15 protein-coding genes are annotated in these 19,598 nt (G+C 60.3%); 2 read left to right on the top strand and 13 right to left on the bottom strand.

What is annotated here, in order from left to right:
• Positions 1 to 41: 41 nt before the first annotated feature.
• The 3 genes from IGX34_RS18055 to IGX34_RS18045 form a co-directional block, all read right to left on the bottom strand.
• Positions 42 to 812 (bottom strand): formyl transferase, encoded by a 771-nt coding sequence (locus IGX34_RS18055; RefSeq protein WP_192557125.1) that lies wholly within the window; start codon positions 810 to 812, stop codon positions 42 to 44.
• Positions 802 to 1,782 carry a polysaccharide deacetylase family protein gene (locus IGX34_RS18050; RefSeq protein WP_192557124.1) on the bottom strand — a complete coding sequence of 327 codons (981 nt, stop codon included), beginning with the start codon at positions 1,780 to 1,782 and terminating at the stop codon, positions 802 to 804. The genes IGX34_RS18055 and IGX34_RS18050 overlap by 11 nt, the downstream gene beginning before the upstream one ends.
• 437 nt (positions 1,783 to 2,219) lie before the next feature.
• Positions 2,220 to 3,227 carry an NAD-dependent epimerase gene (locus tag IGX34_RS18045; protein ID WP_192557123.1) on the bottom strand — a complete coding sequence of 336 codons (1,008 nt, stop codon included), beginning with the start codon at positions 3,225 to 3,227 and terminating at the stop codon, positions 2,220 to 2,222.
• A 777-nt stretch (positions 3,228 to 4,004) separates the two neighbouring features.
• On the opposite strand from IGX34_RS18045, the gene IGX34_RS18040 reads away from it, so the two are divergent.
• Positions 4,005 to 5,021, top strand: coding sequence for a polysaccharide biosynthesis/export family protein (locus tag IGX34_RS18040; RefSeq protein ID WP_338015503.1), 1,017 nt, complete (start codon positions 4,005 to 4,007; stop codon positions 5,019 to 5,021).
• Between the two features lie 355 nt (positions 5,022 to 5,376).
• The gene (locus tag IGX34_RS18035; RefSeq protein ID WP_192557122.1) at positions 5,377 to 6,474 is read left to right on the top strand and encodes an undecaprenyl/decaprenyl-phosphate alpha-N-acetylglucosaminyl 1-phosphate transferase; all 1,098 of its coding nucleotides are present in this window, start codon (positions 5,377 to 5,379) and stop codon (positions 6,472 to 6,474) included.
• 66 nt (positions 6,475 to 6,540) lie between these two features.
• Here the strand turns inward: IGX34_RS18035 and IGX34_RS18030 are convergent, their stop codons facing one another.
• The 10 genes from IGX34_RS18030 to IGX34_RS17985 all read right to left on the bottom strand — a co-directional run bounded on the left by IGX34_RS18030 (position 6,541) and on the right by IGX34_RS17985 (position 19,593).
• Positions 6,541 to 7,980, bottom strand: coding sequence for a polysaccharide lyase domain-containing protein (locus IGX34_RS18030; protein WP_192557121.1), 1,440 nt, complete (start codon positions 7,978 to 7,980; stop codon positions 6,541 to 6,543).
• A gap of 53 nt (positions 7,981 to 8,033) precedes the next feature.
• Entirely contained in the window at positions 8,034 to 9,209 is a 1,176-nt protein-coding gene (locus IGX34_RS18025) for a glycosyltransferase family 4 protein (protein WP_192557120.1), read from the bottom strand.
• Between the two features lie 64 nt (positions 9,210 to 9,273).
• Positions 9,274 to 11,238, bottom strand: a complete 1,965-nt coding sequence (gene asnB, locus IGX34_RS18020; protein ID WP_192557119.1) for an asparagine synthase (glutamine-hydrolyzing) — start codon at positions 11,236 to 11,238, stop codon at positions 9,274 to 9,276.
• Positions 11,226 to 12,323, bottom strand: a complete 1,098-nt coding sequence (locus IGX34_RS18015) for a glycosyltransferase family 4 protein (protein WP_192557118.1) — start codon at positions 12,321 to 12,323, stop codon at positions 11,226 to 11,228. The genes asnB and IGX34_RS18015 overlap by 13 nt, the downstream gene beginning before the upstream one ends.
• Positions 12,323 to 13,639 (bottom strand): hypothetical protein, encoded by a 1,317-nt coding sequence (locus IGX34_RS18010; protein WP_192557117.1) that lies wholly within the window; start codon positions 13,637 to 13,639, stop codon positions 12,323 to 12,325. The genes IGX34_RS18015 and IGX34_RS18010 overlap by 1 nt, the downstream gene beginning before the upstream one ends.
• Entirely contained in the window at positions 13,636 to 14,913 is a 1,278-nt protein-coding gene (locus IGX34_RS18005; protein ID WP_192557116.1) for a glycosyltransferase family protein, read from the bottom strand. Before IGX34_RS18005 ends, IGX34_RS18010 begins: the two co-directional genes overlap by 4 nt.
• Positions 14,914 to 15,056: 143 nt before the next feature.
• Positions 15,057 to 16,496 (bottom strand): lipopolysaccharide biosynthesis protein, encoded by a 1,440-nt coding sequence (locus tag IGX34_RS18000; protein ID WP_192557115.1) that lies wholly within the window; start codon positions 16,494 to 16,496, stop codon positions 15,057 to 15,059.
• Between the two features lie 118 nt (positions 16,497 to 16,614).
• Complete coding sequence (locus tag IGX34_RS17995) at positions 16,615 to 17,853, bottom strand: glycosyltransferase (protein ID WP_192557114.1); 1,239 nt, start codon at positions 17,851 to 17,853, stop codon at positions 16,615 to 16,617.
• 43 nt (positions 17,854 to 17,896) lie between these two features.
• The gene (locus IGX34_RS17990) at positions 17,897 to 19,009 is read right to left on the bottom strand and encodes a DegT/DnrJ/EryC1/StrS family aminotransferase (protein WP_192557113.1); all 1,113 of its coding nucleotides are present in this window, start codon (positions 19,007 to 19,009) and stop codon (positions 17,897 to 17,899) included.
• A complete protein-coding gene (locus IGX34_RS17985; RefSeq protein WP_192557183.1) occupies positions 19,006 to 19,593 on the bottom strand; it encodes an acyltransferase in 588 nt (195 codons plus the stop codon). The genes IGX34_RS17990 and IGX34_RS17985 overlap by 4 nt, the downstream gene beginning before the upstream one ends.
• Between the last annotated feature and the right edge of the window lie 5 nt (positions 19,594 to 19,598).

Genomic DNA, 19,598 nt, shown 5'->3' with positions numbered 1-19,598 from the left:
GAACTATGCCATTAGGAACAGACAAATCGGGGCTGCTTCGCTCATTTGACGCCACGCTTGAGCCGGGTTGTCCAATACCCGAACAAGGTCGGGTGATACCACTGTCGAGACGGTCCCTCGCCGGCGCGCGACGTTAGGCGCCCCGCGGCAACATCGCGCAAAGCAGCCCGCATCAGCGGCACACCTTCTGCCAACTGCAATACCGGATAGGTAGCGAAGTTGTCCTCCATCTCCGGTTTGATCAGCGCTTGATACAGCACGCCGCCAGTATCGACACCTGGGTCCACCAGATGAACGGTCACGCCGCAGTGCGCGAGGTCATCGCTGGCCAAGGCCCAATAGCCGCCATGCACGCCGCGGTAGGTCGGCGTGATGCCCATATGCGTGTTGATAAAGGGCGCTTCCACCGAAGCAAGCAGCTTTTTCGACAGGATGCGCGTGCCATTCACTACCACGGCGTGCGGCGACAGTTTTTGCAGGCGCTTTGCCACCCCGCGCTCGTTGGCGCTGGCGATATGGGTAATCACCTGCTCGGGAATCGGCGCATCCGATAATTCATGCTTTTGCAGCAACTGCTCAATGCGTGCATGCGAAGCGCGACCTAGCAGCCGGCTGTAAATAATAAAGCCGAGCTGCCCCAGGGTCTGGAGGATGCCGAGGGTACGCGCACGATAGCGCAGCATCTTCAGCGCGGAGGGTTTCTGTTCGAGCACCACCGCGACGATATCGAATTCATCCTTCAGGCCGTGATACATCCCACGTGTAGACAATCCATCGCCGGCAAGCAGCACAATCCTTGTCTTAAGCGACATGCATGCGTTCCAGCGCGTGCGCTATCTCGCCCATATTGCACGACTGCATGCCGTAGCGCTTATGGAGCTCGTCGTAGTAAGCCAGGATCTTCTCCAGGAAGGCCAGGTTCTCGCTTACGTCGGCACCGAAATTATGCGGATGCCACCAAAGGTGGAACAGCCGGTTTCCGATCGCCGCATCGCGCATGGCGCGTTTGATGCGATGCAGACGCAAGCCATCCAGCGGCGCCAAGGAGCGTGAGTAGGGACGCAAGAAGCGGCTGGCGGGAACATTGAACGGGCGGCTATGCGCACATTCTTCCAGGTTGTAGGTGTTGTAGCCGCTCAAGTTTACGTAGGAATCGAGCAGGCGCAGCGCACGCACCCACGAGCTCTGTTCCTGCTGGTTTCTCGGCTTGTAAAACGATGCAGTCTCGTTGCCGCGATAGCAGGAGATACCCAGTTCCTCGAGCACCGCCAGATAAGAAGGATTGCCTTGGTTACGCGGAAATACCAGGCTGCTGGTGGGAATGCCCTTGGCCTTGGCGGCCTCCACGGCCGCCTGCAGATCCGCACGGAAGGATTCGATGGTCTGTCCGTCTTCCAGGCAGTAGTAATGCGAAAAGGTATGTGTGCCGATTTCCTGGCCGGGGCGGCTGCGTATCAATTCAATCATGTCGGGCGCGAAATGGTAGGCGTCATCATGGCCCCAGCTGCGCTCGTCGATATAAAGATAAGAAGACAATTGCCGGCGACGATAGTCGGGCAATACACCAGGCAGGTGTTGTCGCAATTCGACAATGTCGTTGAAGAACAAAAAGCCGATAGTGGCCCAGGTGGCATGCACGCCATGCGCATCGAACAGGTCGAGCATGCCGCGAATGGCTTCGCGCTCGCCGCTCAAGTTGGCTTCGTAATTCTCGAAGCTGCGGCTGTCGCGCACACCCCAATACAACTCAAGATCCAGCGAGATAGTAAATATGCCCGGCATATATAGGCCACGCCTCATTAGTCAGGATGCCACCCCCTTGAAGCATCGAATACCGACGCAGCATCAAGGGCGGACAGCCATCCTGGCAGCTCACCTTCCCTGGCTACCCTTGCGGTATGCGTCGAACGAATTGGACTGATTCTTATGTCAGAACTCTGAAGGGTTGATGAGGAAATGCGCCGAATTGGAGCAATGATGTTAAACAGGGAATATCAGCCAGCCTGGAGCTGGCTGAAGCAGTTATCGAAAGAGCTGCGAATATTCACGCTCTGCCTTGTAAGTAAATGATTTACATGGGTCCAGCAGGCCATTGCCAGCGGACCATCTCAATTGCCATCAGCAACATTCAAAGAGGACTGCCAAGCGCGGGCTACATCGAGCTGCAGTGCAGCAAGTGTTGTGGCCGACGATTCAGCTGCAGACAAGGACCGCAGCCCTCAGCCGTAATACTCGCGATACCAGTTCACGAAGTTCGCCACGCCCGCCTCCACCGATACCTGCGGGCGATAACCGACGGCCTCGACCAGGGCCGAGACATCGGCCTCGGTATCCGGCACGTCGCCCGCCTGCAGCGGCAACATCTCCATCTTTGCCTTGCAGCCGAGGCACTGCTCCAGCACTTCGATGTAGCGCAGCAGCTGCACCGGCTGCTCGTTGCCGATGTTGTAGATGCGATATGGCGCTACACCACTGCTGGCCGGATCGGGGTCGTTGCCGTTCCATGCCGCCGACTTGTCCGGCACCACGTCCAGCGTCCGCACCACGCCTTCGGCAATATCGTCCACATAAGTGAAGCTGCGCTTGTGCTTGCCGTGATTGAAGACCTTGATCGGCTCTCCGGCCAGCATCGCCTTGGTGAACAGGAATAGCGCCATGTCCGGCCTGCCCCACGGGCCGTATACCGTAAAGAAGCGCAGGCCGGTGCATGGAATACCGTAGAGATGCGCATAGCTATGCGCCATTTGCTCGTTCGCCTTCTTGCTGGCCGCGTAGAGCGTCAAGGGGTGCTCGGTGGATTCGTGCTCGGAGAACGGCATGGCCGTGTTGGCGCCATATACCGAGCTGGTGGATGCAAAGACCAGATGCTCCACCCCGTGATGCCGGCAGCCTTCCAGAATATGCAGGAATCCGGTGACATTGCTGCTTACGTAGACATGGGGATTCTTTGCGGCATATCGCACGCCGGCCTGTGCAGCAAGATTCACCACACGCTGCGGCTTGTGCGTCGCAAAGGCAGCTTCGATGGCGGCGCGATCGGCCAGGTCGGCATACACATGGGTGTAATTGGCCCGATCGGACAAGCGCGCCAGCCGCGCCTTCTTCAAATTGACATCGTAATAGTCGTTGAGATTGTCGATACCTATGACATGGTCACCGCGGTCAAGCAGTTTGGCGGCGACATGCGATCCGATGAAGCCGGCGGTGCCTGTGATGAGTACTTTCATGTTGGCTATCTCTATCCAGTTGTAGGTTTCGACACTTTTCCCCCTGGACTCGTGTAGCGATGTGGATTACCGCATCAATGTCACCGATCAAGCATGGATGGCGACGGAACGATTGCGCCGCGTGACGGCGCCTTGATCATGAATAAGCTGGTGTCGGCACGGCATACACTGCCGAAAAGCACGACGGCAGCATTCGCAGCAAAGTGCCACGCCCGGCCTTGGCTGATGCATGGCATACGCATTCATCTTGATGGCCAATACTTCTTGCGCATCGGCCTTGCGAATTCAACGCTCCGTCGAGTGTGATCTCTCAATGAAAGCACGACTCGCATCGCTACGGACGTCTATTTCTATTGTTCTTCCGATCTCATTTTCTCGTGGTTCACGTATGAGAAGACGCTTTGACCACGGCGCAAGTTGCATGCCGCATCGACGACATTTTTCCGCGAAGCGTAAATGCTCTGTTCACGACACCTATGGCATCAAGTACCGCCCTTTTGATATCCCGCTTACATACACGCGGTCGAAATCACTAGCGAAGGGACTCGGGGAAGTTTTTTGAAGCGCCGTTCGATTGTTGTCGACGGCGTGCTTCACAAAGCTGAACTCGATGGCAATTCACCGACATGCCGGTGAATCCTTGCCTTGGTGGCACACCTTCTCAAAAGGATCCCGCTAACCGTGAAAATCCTACCCCCCTTGCTCGTTCTCAGCTCTGCACTTCTGCTCCAGAGCTGCGCCATAGCGCCCGGACAATACGTAACAGACAAAGGATTGGTGCGCGGCACACCCACGGACAACAGCCAGGTTCAGCTGGTGATGATCACGCCGCAGCTGCTTGCGACGAACAGTCCCGTATCGCTGAGCGCAGCGGTACCTGACGCCTTGCTGTCGTATCGGCCAGAGCCCTATCACATCGGCGCAGGCGATACGCTTTACATCACCGTGTGGGATCATCCGGAGCTGACGTCGCCTGCCGGCGTGCAGCAGCAGACCGCTGCCAATGGCCGCCTCGTGCGCTCGGACGGTACGCTGTTCTATCCCTATATCGGCGCGGTCCATGTCGCCGGCATGACCATCGAGCAGCTGCGGCAATCCATCACCAGCAAGCTCTCCACCTTTGTGAAGGACCCCCAGGTAGATGTGAACGTGGTTGGCTACAACAGCCAGCACGTGATGATCCAGGGCGCCTTCATCAAGACGGATCCGCAGCCGATCAATGCCGTACCGCTGACGCTGTGGCAAGCGCTCGGTACCGCCAATATCAATATTACGCAGGCCAATATCACCGACTTGATCCTGAGCCGCGACGGCCACGACTACCATCTGGATCTGGCCGCCCTGAACGGTGCCAGGAGCCTCTCGCGCGATATCTACCTGAAGGATGGCGATCGCCTGTTCCTGCCCTACAACGACACCCGCGAGGTGTACTTGATGGGTGAAGTCATACGGCCGATGGCGGTCAACTTCGGTACCTCCGATGCGCTTACGCTGACCCAGGCCCTGGGCCGCGCCGGCGGCCTCAATCCACTCACGGCCAGCGGCAAGCAGGTCTATGTGATCCGTGGTGCGAACGATCTGGACAATGCACCCGCGAAAGTCTTTCAGCTCGATGCTCGTTCACCTGCCGCGTTCACATTGGGCGACGAGTTCAGGGTGAAGCCAGGCGACGTGGTGTTCGTCGGCCCTGCAGGCATTACCCGCTGGAACCGTGTGCTGAGCCAGCTGCTGCCGTCGGCCAGCCTGATCAGCAGCGCGGCCTACACCAACTATTCCGTGAGCGAGAGCCACTGATTTGCTGCAATCTCGTTACCAGCTGAGTACTGGAATCTTTTTAACAGCGCGTTGACCTAATCAACAACTAGATGGTTACGCACTGAACACATCCGTTTGCCGCAACACAAATTGATATCCAGAGGTGATAGGTTCCAGAAGTGGCGGTTAAAGCCAGGCCTGTTGTCGCAGCAGTCGATGCAGGCCTGTGTGCTTCAACCTCACATGTTTCATGCAGGAGATGGCAGCGATCTGATGATCGCGGATGGATAGACGCAGCTGGTTGTGCCTTGCAACGCTCGCTGGCTGTACCACTTACCAAGTAAATCGCGCAGGCCCGGGGGGACCTTCTGACCGCGACGGGAATCAAAGTGCCATGTTAGAGCCACGCGTAATTTTCGACTGTCTGGTCGGCGCCTGCACCTCGGCCATCGCCATCTTCATGCTGCGAAGATATGCCGTCATGCTTGGTCTGATGGACCATCCCGACCAACGCAAGCAGCACAACGGCGACGTCCCGCTGGTGGGTGGCATCGCCATCTTCATGGGCGTAATCGTGGGCGCCGCCGCCTACGGCCAGTTCCACTGGTTTGTGAAGATCCTGATCGACACCGCCATGATGCTGACCTTGCTCGGCGCGCTGGATGACCGCTTCGACCTCAGCGTGCGCGATCGCCTGCTGATCCAGGCGCTGGCCACCTTGACCGTCATTGCCAGCACCGGTGTCTACATTCACACGCTGGGGCACATCTTCGGCTATCAGGTGGAACTCGGCTGGTTCGGGCCGCCGTTGACGGTGGTTGCAGTGATCGGCCTGATGAACGCATTTAACCTGATGGACGGCATCGACGGCCTTGCCGGCAGCCTTGAGCTGGTGAGCATTGCAGCCATGGTCTTGTTCGCCCATCCGCCGGCACTGCAAGAGATGATGCTGCTGCTGGCCTTGCTGGCAACCGCTTCGCTGCCTTACCTGATCGCCAATCTCGGCTTCGCCGGCCGCAAGATCTTCCTCGGCGATGCCGGCAGCATGCTGATCGGCTATCTGCTGGCGTGGTCGCTGGTGCGCATCAGCCAGACCTCGCAGACGCATCTGTCGCCGGTCGATGTGCTGTGGTGCGTGGCACTGCCGGTGTTCGACACCTTCGCGGTGATGCTGCGGCGTATTCGCCAAGGCAAGTCGCCGTTCAAGCCCGATCGCGGGCATGTCCATCACGTTCTTATGGACGCTGGCCTGGGTCCGCGCAAAACCCTGCTGGCACTGATTGCCCTGGCCGTCGGCATCGCCACCATGGGCGCGCTTATCAGCCACTCGGCGACCTCTGCCGGCCTGAACCTTACGGCGTTCTGCCTGACCATGATGGTGTACATCCTGACCGTCACCAGCGTGCGGGCACGTCAGGATGCCCATCGGAATCGCCAAGCCACGCGCCTTGTCGCGCCCGCGCGGGTCAGCAACAAACCCATCCGTACCTAAACTGCGTTTTCCCCGATGACCCTCGACGCCGCAGCCTTTGCTGCGGCGTCGTTTTTCATGCGGCGCCTATCTCGTACCCATGAACTGGATATCCGCCGCATCCTCGATTTCCACAATGCCCTGCTGGATATCGTTGTCGTAGTTGAAGGATCCCTGCAGGCTCATATTGCCCTTGACCACCCGCAGCTGGTTGTTGGTACCCAGAAACGACATGGGAATGGCACGGCCTGAGCTGAGCGTGCCGGCACGCCGGACCTTGTTGCCGGAGATGATCACATCGCCGATATAGCGGCCGGCATCGTCGGATTCGTCTTCGGCGAAGCTCACACAGGGTCCGTAGATGTCGATAAAGGTGTTGCCTGCGCACACCAGCCCCTTCGCACCATACACGCCGATTGCCCCCATCTGCGGGCGTATGCCGTTGAAGGTGTTGCCGGTAATGACGGTGTTGATCGCGTTCTTGTTGGTTCGCCAAGTATTGGAGCCCAACCGGATCGAGTCCCCACCCGGCCCCGATCCCGGCGGCGAGCGCTCGAACGTGCATTTGCTGATCTGTGTATAGCTCAAGCCGCCGAGGGTGATGTCGAAGCGCACCGAATTGAGGAACTGGCAGTTCAATACCGAGAGATTGTCCGGCACATCTTCCGCTGTCTTCGGCTTGGTTGCGCAGCAGATACCCCAGTAGCAATTGGTGAACTGGCAGTTCGTCACCTTCCAGTCGTGGATGTTCTCGCCACTCTGGTGCCCGTTGAAGAATGTGATCCCCGCCGTGTTCACGGTATCGATGTCGGTGAACTTGCACTGCGAAATAAGTACGTTCCGGTAGATGCTCCAGTTGTGATCCGGCTCGAAATCGATCGCCCCGACCGAATGGGACAGCTTGCTGTTGCCGATATTGGTGAAGGTGCAACCGGTCACGGTCAGCTGATCGCAGTCGATGATCGACAAGCCGTTGCGGTTGTCCTTCACCGCCCCGTCGAACAGGCAGTCGCGCACGATGACGCGCTGATTGTGTCGTTCCGTGGTCTTCAGGGTCCCCGACCCTACGTACATGCCATCTCCGCGGAAGCCATAAAACACCACGCGCTCGACCGTCAGGTCCGAGGTGGCGTTGACGGCAAAGAGATAGAAGTACTGCGAGTAGGTAAATTCGCTAACGCGCCCGTTGAGCTTGAGATCATGCACGAGGATGTTGCGCATGTTGTCATCCACGTTGGGAGTGCCCCCATCGCGCACATAGGTAACCAGCATGAATTCGCAGGCTACCGAACTGTCATACGCGATCAACTCGCTGGTCGGCCCCTCGCCATACAGCTCCAGGTTGGATTTAAGATTCAGCTGCCTGACGTGATAAATCCCGGCAGGAATAAGCACCTTGTCGCCGCTGTCGATCGCCGCCTGGATGCCGCTCGTGCAGTCATAGGTGCTGGTGCCCGCGCGGATACTGGCGCGCTCGGCCTCCGGAAGAAAATTCAATACGTTGACCGTGTGTGGCGACGCTGGCATGGCAATTCCTCCCATTGAAGAAGACGTCGGCGGCAAGCGCGCCGACGAGTGACCTAATGCGATAGGTGCCTGCCCTGGCTGTCCGGCTCCGGCTGCTCCTGCGGATGGCAGAGTTCCGTGTAAACATCGATGGTGCATTGAATGACGATGCGTTCGTCGAACTGTGCACGCGCCTTGCTGCGCGCCGCTTCGCCCAGCTTCCGCGCCAGCGCAGGATCGTCCTGCAGCCGCCGGATCGCATCCGCCAGCGCCGCGCCGTCCTTGACCGGCACCAGCAAGCCGTCGACACCGTCGGACACCACTTCGCGGCATCCGGGCACATCGGTCGTAATCAGCGGCAAGCCGCAGGCGGCGGCTTCGATCAGGCTTCGCGGCAGGCCTTCGCGATAGCTCGGCAACACCGCAACCTGCACGGATCCGAGCAGTTGACGCATATCGTCGACATGACCCAGCCAGGTGATGGCGCCTTCGTCCACCCAGCGGCGCACGGTGGAATCCGGAATCGCTGCTGGATTGCCCGGATCCGAATTGCCCGCCAGCAGCGCTTCGATCGGCCGGCCTTGTTTGCGCAGTTGCCGCGCGGCCGCGACATACTCATCGACGCCCTTATCCCATAACAAACGGCACGCCAGCAGTACGCGCAGGCGTCCGCCGGCGGCAGGTTCGGGCGCAACGCCAGCAAATTGAGCACAGTCCACGCCCGAGCCGCGGATCAGGCGGATATGTGCCGGATCGACCAGACCGGCCTGCTTGAACAACGTCGCGTCATCCGCGTTCTGCAAGATCAGTCGCGCACCCTTTCCGCCAAGCGCCAGCCGCAGCAGGCGGCGCACCACCGGACGCAGAATCCGCGCCTTCAGCTGATTGCTGGTAAACACATAGCCCATTCCCGCCACCGCGTTCACACGTGCAGGAATGCCGGCCATGCGCGCTGCCAGCGAACCGTATACGGCACATTTGATGGTGAAGCCGTGCACGATATTCGGCTGCTCGCGGCGCAACAGCCGCACCAGGTACCCCAGCAAGGCCAGCTCACGGAACACATTCAGGCTGCGCCGCTCCATCGGCAGCGGCTGCCAGCGCAGGCCGAGATTGCGCAGCTTCCGGCCATACGGGCCTTCCGGCGAAATCAGCAGCACGTCGTAGCCGGCGCGACGCAAGGACAGCGCGAGCGAGCGCCGGAAGTTGTAGAGATACCAGTCGGTGTTGGCAAACAGAACGGCTTTCATACACCCTCTTCATGTCCTGGCGCTTCGCCTGAAGCGGAACGCGCTTGACCATGGCAGACAGTCATCACGCCGACTGCTGGCTGGCCTCCAGCCATGCCTGGAACATCAGCACCGTCCACAGTGCGTACTGCCAGTTGCGCCGGCCGCTCAAGTGTTCTTCCCATTTCTGCCGGATCGAATGCGGCTCGAAGTAGCCTTCCTGGCGCAGCCGGCTTTCACTGAGCAGGCTTTCCGCCCAGTCACGCAGGGGGCCGCGCAACCAGCGATCCAGTGGCACGGCAAAGCCCATCTTGGGGCGCTCGACCAATTCCTTTGGTACATGCCGGTACAGCACCTGGCGCAGCAGCCACTTGCCCTGCCCGTGGCGGATCTTCTGATGCAGCGGCAGCCGCCAGGCCAGTTCCACCACGCGGTGATCGAGCATCGGCACCCGCGTTTCCAGGCTATTGGCCATCGCGGCGCGGTCGACCTTCACCAGGATGTCGTCGGGCAGATAGCTCTGCGCATCCATCGCCATCATCCATTGCGCCAGATTGCTCGCTTCCGGCCACGCCTCTGCATCGGTCAGCAAGGTCGACGGTTCGCGCGAGCCGATCACCATATTGGCCGGCTCTTTCCAGCGGCTGGCGACGTTGAGAAAGAAGGCCTGGCCATTGGATGCCATCAGCGCTTCGGCCAGCTTGTGGGCCTTGTCGCCCGGCGCCGCCAGGCGCCATTTCTTGGGCAATAGCGGCCCGGCATGCTCCATCATCCGATCCCAGGCAACCGGTGGGATCGTGCGCAAGGTGCCGGCCACCGCCTTCCGCGCAAAGCGCGGCATATGCAACATGCGTTTCCAGGTGGTGCGTGCCGTCAGATAGCGGTTGTAGCCGCCGAACAATTCATCGCCGCCGTCGCCACTCAGTGCAACCGTCACTTCGCGCCGGGTCAATTCGCTGACCAGGAAGGTCGGGATCTGCGAGCTGTCGCCAAACGGCTCGCAGAAAATCGAAGGCAGGCGCGGGATAACCGCCAGGGCGTCTTCGGGGCTGACATACAGTTCGGTGTGTTCGGTGCCCAGATGCCCCGCCACCGCGCTGGCATGCACGGCTTCGTCGTAGCCGTTCTCGTCGAAGCCGATGGTGAAGGTTTTGACCGGGCGGTGGCTCGATGCCTGCATCAAGGCAACGATGGTGCTGCTGTCGATACCGCCGCTGAGAAATGCGCCCAGCGGTACGTCGGACAGCATCTGCGATGAAATGCTTGCACGCAACCGTTGCTCCAGCGCATCGGCGGCCTCGCTGTCGCTGCAAGCCAACGGCTCGCTCAGGCCCTGGCTCACCACATCGTTGTAATGCCAATACGGCGTCGGCTGCGCATCGCGCGGCGCGTCGAGAGAGATCTGCAGCAGGTGGCCCGGGCGAAGTTTCAGTACCCCCTGGTAGATGGTGTAAGGCGCGGGCACACAGTCATGGCGCAGGAACAGGGTCAGCGCATCGCGGTCGATCTGCGCGTTGAAAGCGGGATGCACTTTCAGAGCCTTCAATTCCGAACCGAACAGCAGCGTGTCCTTGCACCAGCCGTAATACAGCGGCTTCTCGCCCATGCGATCGCGTCCAAGCACCAGCGTGCGCTGCTGCCGATCCCAGGCGGCAAAGGCGAACATGCCGACGCTCAGCTGCAGGGTTCGCTCGATGCCCCAGGCGACAAAACAGGCCAGCATGGTCTCGGTGTCGGAGTGTCCGCGCCATGTCGGCGCCGCACCCTCCGCCGCCAGGCGCTGGCGCAGCTCGAGATGGTTGTAGATCTCGCCGTTGAACGCGATGACGTAGCGGCCGCAGGCCGAATGCATCGGCTGATGGCCGGCCTCCGACAGATCGAGAATCGAAAGCCGTCGCTGCGCCAGCACGATGCCGGCCGCTTCGTCGCACCACACGCCACTGTCGTCGGGGCCGCGATGCGTCAACTGCCTCGACATCTGTTCCGCTTGGCTACGCAGGATTTCACGGCTCGCGCCGCGCAAATGCCAGAAACCGGTCAAGCCGCACATGCGCCCTGCCCTGCGTTGCGCAGTACTTCTGCAAGTCGTGGTGCCTGTGCCTTGAGGCTGTATTCGTTCTCCACGCGCATGCGGCCAGACCTGCCCATGCGCGAACGCAAGGACCAGTCCGTAATCAACTGGCCCAAACGCTCTTCCCATGCGGACGGCTCGTCGGCGAGGAAGCCGTTTTCGCCATCCTGCACGATCGCGTTATTGGTGCCGACGGCCGATGCCACCACCGGCAGGCCGCAGGCCATGTACTGGATGATCTTGTAGCCGCATTTGCCGCGCTCCCACGGCCCGTCGCGCAGCGGCATGATGCCGATATCCATGCGGTTGATCAGCGCGACCTCGCTGTCTTCGGACCAGGTCGTCACTTCCGGATCCAGGCCGTTGAATTGCTGGGCAACTCCCGGATGCGGCCCGACCAGCATCAGGCGTGCACCGTGCTTGGTGCAGACACGCTCCAATACCTCGCGATTGTCCAGCACATAGCTTTCGGTGGCAGGCGAGCCGATCCAGCCGATCACCGGCTGCCGGTCATTGCCATGCGTCACCGTGGTATAGCGCTGGTCATCCACCACGGTGGGAATGATGGCCGTGCGGGTCGCGCCCGCCTGCAGGGCACGTGCGGCCAGATAGCCGTTGCCGGCGATCACGCAGGTGGCGCCGCGCATCACATGATCGATCTTTCTGCCCAGCATCCGCCTGATCAACGGGCTCTGCGAGAGATCGTATTTATGAAACAGTGCATCGTCGTAATCGACCACGTACGGCGTGACCGAGCGCGCCAGTGCCGATTCGATCCAGTTGGGCAGGTAGGGAAACAGCTCGCCTTCGATCCACGTCAAATCGTGGTCGCTGCGCCGGAGCAGCTGCATGAGGCGCTGCATGCCGTGCCACCAGGCGCGATACCAGGCAGCCGACGAGCTGCCGCGATAGAGCTCCTCCAGATAGGCATCCGGAAACAGCGCGTGCACCTGCACGTCGATGCCGTATTCCTGCAGTAATGGCAGATACTGCAGGCTGCGCAGCCGGGAACTTGGACCAAGCCTGGAATACTTGGAAAACAGCAGCACCTTGATGCGCTTCATTAGGACACCCGTCGCAGGATCAAAGGATATTCGATGTACCAGAGCACCAACGGGATGACGTACATCCACTGCAGCGCGAAGGCTTCGATATAGGGATTGGTATTGGTGGCGAGAAACGCACACACGAAGCCGCTGAACAGGAATTTGTGCCGCACCGGCAGCAGGCGGGCCAGCGCCATGCGGGTCACCCCGATGGCGTAGAGCAGGAATGGCATCACATAGATCAACGACCCCACGATGCCGACACGGTAGATGGTGGCCAGCCACACCACTTCGTAGCGCCAGGGATGCAGCGGATCACTGACAAACGAAACACCCACACCATGGCCAGCCCCAAGTCCCCCGTTGTCGAAAATACCCGCGTACAAGGAACGCGACATGTCGGCACGCGCCCTGCCGCCACCGGAGGCAACTTTGTCAAACACGATGTTGAGTACGGATGAAAGGCTGATCTGGGTATAAGCCTGCAGCAGATACAACGCTGCGATAAACGCGATCAGCAGCGGCAAGCCATATTGCAGAAGACGGGCCATCGCCGACTTGCCCACATGCTCGACCGTGCGCGACGACAGCATCCAGCCGATCAGCAGACCGATCGGAACCGAGATGATCAGAGCCGAGCGGCCGGAGGTGATCGCGCAGATCAGCAGCGCCATCAGCAGCGAGAATCGCAGCAGCTTGTTCTTGATCAGCTCGGGCGAACTGAAGAATCCGCCGGCCAGAAAGATCAGCGACCCGTATACATGCATGGTCGCACCGGAGAAGCCTTCGGCCAGATTGACGTTGGCGCCCTGGAAGAAGAACGATACCGCCGCTGCACCGCGGGTAAGGAACAGGTAGAAGAACGCCGCCACGCTCACCACGCACAGGATGCTGAGCACGATGAACCAATCGATCAGGCGCTCGGTACCAAGCTGGCGGTGCAACGCCTCGGCAATGACCATCCAGGCCAGCGGCGCGGCGATATAGACCGCCGATACCTCGACCATGGCCTGTAGCGGCGCACCGTGCAGACCGCCCACGATGATGTAGATGACGGTCACCATCACCGTGCAGGCATATAGCGCCAGCAGGTTCCTCAGCGACGCGCTGAAGCGGATGCCCGGCACGGCCAGCAGAAATGCCATGGCCATGGTCACCGCGGTGGTCACCGGCAGCGAGTTGGGCACCACCACGGTGAACAGCAGCAACAGCATCGCCACGCCGAGGAACATATGCCGCACGGTAAATTGATAGGCATTGGCCCTAGGCAAGCGCGCCTGCTGCATGGTTGGCGGCATCGGTGGCACCAGCGAGCGATTATCGGCGGGACTCATGTCAGCACCATTTGGGAAATCCAGTTATCCAGCATGCCGGCCTGTTCAACCTTGCTATAGGCCTTGATGTTGCGGCTTGCGCGTTCGGCGGGCGGCGCCAGCAACTTGCGCAAGGCGCCGGCATCGCCGGCAAGATCGCGGGTCAATAGCGTCTGTCCGGCGCCGGTCTCTGCAAGGATCTCGGTAGCCGCATTGCGTACCGCCGAAATGCACAGGATGTCGGCGCCGGCGGCCAGGTATTCGAAGATCTTGCCGGTGGCGCAACTTGCGCGCGAACCGGTGAGCAGCAACAGCTTGTCGCATTGCTTCATCAGCTGCAGCGCCAGCCTGCGTTCGACCGGCTCCAGTACGCTGATGGAAAACTTCGCCCGCTCCATCGACGCGCGCTCGGATGGCGTCAGTGCACCGACGAACATCACGTGGACATTCGCCATCCCGGCGACCGTGTTATTCATCGCATCGATAAAGCAGTCCAGGCTGGTCGATGCCGAGGCATCGCTGGCGCCGATCCGCCCGAAGTGCCCGATCAACGTAGCGCCCGCGGGCACATAGCGGGCCATGATTGCCGCCGCCTGCTTTTCGCTGTCGGCATCGTTGACCAGGCCGGCAAAATCCGACGGGTCGTAGCCGTTGGGCAGCACTTTCGAGGTTTTGTCCGGATAGCGGCGGCGAAAATCGTCGACCAGCGGACCGCTGACCGACGTGATCAGATCGCTGACTTCCACCACCCGGCGCTCGACCAGCTTTCTGATCGCGGTGCGCAGCCAGCCCGGCTTGCCCAGCGGCTCGAACACCAGGCCATCGCGGAAGTCCTGCAGGCAGACAATGCCATATCGATGCGCCAGGGTTGCCGCGGCAATCAGCGCGTCGATGGGGGAATAGGTACCGATCGCCACACAGCGTTCGCCCATGGCCAGCTTTTCGCGACACAGACGATCGGCTTCTTTCAACGCCGAGATAAACCAGGGACGCGACGGTGCATCGAAGCGCGCAAGCAGCAAGGGCAGCGGGCGTATGAAGGCGGCAGCCAGCATCAACAGCGACGACGACACCGAGGATTCGCTGCCTACGCAATGGCCGGCCAGGGGAAACACCGTGACATCCAGCCCGGGCGGCAGATCGGCAGCATGCGCAGCCGCGGCGGGCTCGCGCGTAAAGATAAACACCCGGTACTTGGCCGGATCGAGGTATTTCAGCAGCCCTTTGAAGCGCTGGGCCGCGACATTGTTCGACAAATGATGTGTCGCAAAGACAAATAAATTGATCCGCTTCATTGCCTGACCCTCAGCCAGCCTGCATGTCGCACCCCCTATGCGTCAGTGAAATGAAAGTTGGTATGCCGCGTTCCAGCACGGCGATGGGCTACGCTATAAACACCTCCGGGCGGGCGCCTGCAACGCGGCAGAGAATCGAATACTCAGGAGCGAACATTCGGCCCCCTACCCGCCAGCAAGGGCGTGCCTTCCGCACTCGCTGCCCGATGCAGCGAGCGATACATGTCCAGCCATTCGGCGCGAAAATGCCAGCCGACCAAAGGCAACATGGCCAGCCACACGAAGCCAAACGGCACCGGCAGCTTCGGACCGAACACCAGCGTAGCGATCGACAGCCCCACGGCAGCGGTAACAAATAGATAGAGCCGGGTGCGCGGAAACCGTCGCCACACATGGGCCGATGCCTCGGTCCTGGCGACGAAAAAAATGAGGAACGCCAGCGCATTCGCAACCACCGCGCCGGCCGCGCCATGCCTGGGCACGAGCCATACGCTGACGGCAACATTCACCACCAGCGCAGACAGCGTAGACCACAGCGACAGCATCGACTTGCGCGTGATGCCAATGCCTACACATGTCACCTCGGACAGCGTGTAGAGCAAGGGTTGTCCAATGCAGCACAGCATGAAGTACTTCACCTGCACGTAGCGCGCCGGAAGAATCAGATCCGCCACCCAGGAGAACACGCCGCTCAGAATCCATATCGCGCATACCACTGCAAGTGCCTGCTGGGCGATATGGTCGACCCGCCGCATGTCCACGCCATGCGCCACCCACTTATAGACCATCGGCGCCCACAGCACGGTAAAGATCGTCTGGAACACGATGCCTACACCGGCGAAGCTCATCGACACCGAATACACCGCCAGTTCCGAGAAATTGGATAGCGAACGGAGCACCAGGCTGCTGGTGGCATCCAGTCCCCAATAGGCGACGCCAGCGAAGATCAACGGCACGCCGAAATGAAGCAAACCACGGACCTCGCTGCGCGAGGCGGCGGCATTCAGCGCCGGCACCCAGTCACGCCGCGTGTTCCAGGTGTACAGGGACAGCACCGACAGCAGCGACACCAGATAGGCCACTTCCAGCTCGGCGAATGACTTGGCAAACGCCGGCCATGCCAACACGCAGAGTGTCAGCAGCAGCACGATCTTTGGCATGACCTGACTCATGGAAAAGGCGAGACCTCGACTCTGCATACGCAAGATGAGTGACAGGAACCGTGAAATGAAACTCACAATCACGCATGCAACTAAAACCCAGTAGTAGGCGACGTGATCCAGACCGAACAGCCACATCGAGATCCGTCGTTCGAACGGAAGCGTGATCAGCATCACCAGCAGAAGTAATGCGAAGCCGGGCGCGAAACAGGATTTCAACAGCGCGCCACGATCACTCCATTCGTGGTATTCCCGGACGTATGCCTGGTCCAGGCCGAGGTTGAAGAGTAGTACGCCAAACGATACCGAGATCTGAACAATATTCAGTCGACCTACGTCAGCCGGCGGAAAGATCCATGCAATGACGGGAACCGTCAACAAGCCGAGGCCTGCAGCAGCGACAGGGCCGAAAGCGAACGCCATGATTGTTTTTATATTCACGTATCTACCTTTCAAAACCTGACGTTTTCCAGCTGAATTTGCTTAGTCTCCATTTACGTATGTGGAAATCAGTTTCACCTTGCAACGCTGTCAACGCAGGTCAGCTCGCTCCGATCGCAAGCACGTTCGCAACAAATCCCGCATAGTTTTTGTCGGAGCTGAATTTTTCTTCGACCATCTTGCGCGCATTGGTGCGCAACACTTCTTTCTTGTCGCCAAGCGCCACTTTGGCGATCGCTTCGACAATGTCATCGATGCTCGGGCTCTTGCCGAGCAGCACGCCGCACTGGTTCGAAACCAGATTGGAAATACCGCCGACATCCGGCGCAATGGCCGGCACACCCGCGCTCATCGCTTCCATGATGGAAACCGGCACGCCCTCCGATTCGCTCATATTGATAAACAGATCGACAGGCGTATTCAGGTAGTACTTCTTGACCGTGCCATTCACCATCTCGCCGAGAAATTCGAAAGCGACATTGCTGACGCCGGCAAACTGAGCCGCGGCCAAGTCCCTGGTCTGCTGCAGCAGCGGGCCGCCACCGATATGCGTCCAGCTGAGGGCAACGTCTACATGCCGCTCGGCAAACAGGCGCAAGGCTTCGATGATCCGATCCAGGCGCTTGACCGGAACACAGAAGGACACCGATACGATATGCACCGTGCCTGAGCCGCTGGGCTTGGAAAGTGCCTCGGCCAGCGGCACTCCCAGCGGACTCACCGAAATACTGTCGGCTGACGCGCCGTAAGTCTGTTCCAGATAAGCCTGGGCTTCGCGCGAGGTGGTGAAGACCCGGTCATAGGCGTGAATAAACTGGCGCTTGAGCGGCATGTAGTTATGCGGTCTGCGCATCTCGTGCAGATCGATGCCGTGGATGCGCGAAATGACCTTGTTGACGCCACCCATGGCCCGGACCGTGATGGCGGCATAGGACTGCGTGTCGTTCCAATAGCAATAGGCCACATCGATATGGCCATGGCGCTCGATGTAGCGACGCAGGCTGGCGGCCTGCGCGACAACTTTCGATGTATGCAGCAAGGCACGCGCGATCGTATACAGGTCCAGTTTTCCCGAGCGTCGCAGATATGCCAGCTCACGCCAATACGTGGCAGAGAACAGCGCCGTCGACATGGCCAGCAGCCGCGCGCCAAGTCCGCCGTTTGCCATGCACAGATCGAGTGCCACGCCGTCCGGCAAGGACCGCGGCTCGCCCCGTGCCACCGCCGGCAATACGGTGACGTGCGCAGCCGGGTTCTTCGCCCAATATTGGATCTCGTCCTCGATAAATTGCTCACCGGGGTGATAAGGGTAGGCGTTGGTCAGCAGGGCGATTTTCATGACCTGACGATCGCTCGTGTCGTAGGCGGCGTGTGCATGCGAGTCAGTTCGCGGCCAGTTCGACCATCACGCCTGATACCAGCGCGTCGGCAATGACACTCTGCGTAGCGGCATCGAGATAGGGCGACATCGGCAGGCTCATTACTTGCTCTGCCGCTTCGTCGCTTTTCGCCATGTGCCAGGTGCGGCCGTCGGCGAGCGCCGGCTGCCGATGCAGGGGCAATGGATAGTGCACGGCCGTCGGAATGCCTTGCTCCAGCAGTTGGGCACGCAAAGGCTCCCGGTTGGGCACGCGCACGGTGTACTGCGCCCAGGCGCAGGTGTTATGCGCTTCGATGCGAGGCAGACCAATGTGATCGATGCCGTCGAGCAAACGCGCATAACGCTCCGCCACCTGATTGCGCAGCGCCATTTCTTCGTCGAGGATTTCCAGCTTGGGCAGCAGGATCGCCGCCTGCAAGGTATCCAGGCGGCTGTTCACGCCGATGCGGGAATGGTGGTAGCGGCGATCCTGGCCATGCCGGGCAATCAGGCGCAGTGCTTTGGCCAGGGTAGGATCGGCGGTGAAGATCGCCCCGCCATCGCCGTAGCAGCCAAGTGGCTTGCTGGGGAAGAAGCTGGTGCAGGCAATCGCGCTGAGGTTGCCGCTCTTGCGGCCCCTATAGGTCGCACCAAAACTCTGCGCACCATCCTCGATCACCGTAACGCCGTGCTTTGCCGCCATCGCGTTGATACGGTCGAAGTCGGCGCACTGGCCATACAGCGACACCGCGATGATCGCCTTGGTACGCGGCGTGATGGCCGCTTCCAGCACGTTGACATCGAGGTTGTAGGTGGCCGGATCGATATCCACATACACGGGCTTCGCGCCCAGCACCGGCACCACTTCGGCCGTGGAAATATGGCTGAAGCTGGGTGTGATCACCTCATCGCCCGCACCGACGCCGAGCGACATCAGCGCAATCTGCAAGGCATCGGTGCCGTTGGCGACTGAAATGCAATGCGGCACGCCCGCATAGGCCGCCAGTTTCTCCTCCAGCTCGGCCACTTCCGGCCCGAGGATGTACTGGCCATGGGCGAGCACGCGGGCGATGCCGGCGGCGATGCGATCCTTGAGGCGTACCTGCTGTGCCTTCAGGTCGATAAAGTCGATCATGTCTTGGGCTCCTCTTTGCTCAGCGTGCGCCCCCTCAATACGTAGCGAGTACCGGTATGCGGACAGATCTCTTCCGCATGGCCCTCCAGCGGCAGCTTCAGGCGTTCGCCGAACTCGCTCATCCAGCCGGCTTGCCGCGCGGGCACGCCCACCATCAAGGCGTAGGCCGGCACGTCGCGATTGATTACCGCGCCAGCGCCGATAAAGGCGAATTCGCCGATGGTGACGCCGCACACGATGGTGCAGTTGGCGCCCAGCGTGGCGCCGCGGTTGACCAGGGTGTCGCGGTACTCGCTCTTGCGATCAATCAGCGAGCGCGGCGAATAGACATTGGTGAAGACCATGCTCGGCCCGCAGAACACCGCTTCCTTGAGTGTCACATTGTCGTAGACCGACACGTTGTTCTGGATCTTGCAGTTGTCGCCGATCTCCACCTTGTTGCCGACGAAGACGTTCTGGCCGAGCGATACGTTCTTGCCGATGCGTGCGCCACCGCACACATGCACGAAATGCCAGATGCGCGAACCCTCGCCGATCTGGGCGCCTTCGTCGACGATCGCCGATGGATGCTGGTAGTAGTCCATATCGC

This window comes from Dyella acidiphila, from assembly GCF_014863405.1.
GTDB classification, from domain to species: domain Bacteria; phylum Pseudomonadota; class Gammaproteobacteria; order Xanthomonadales; family Rhodanobacteraceae; genus Dyella_B; species Dyella_B acidiphila.
This window is presented reverse-complemented; position numbering and strand designations above follow the sequence as displayed.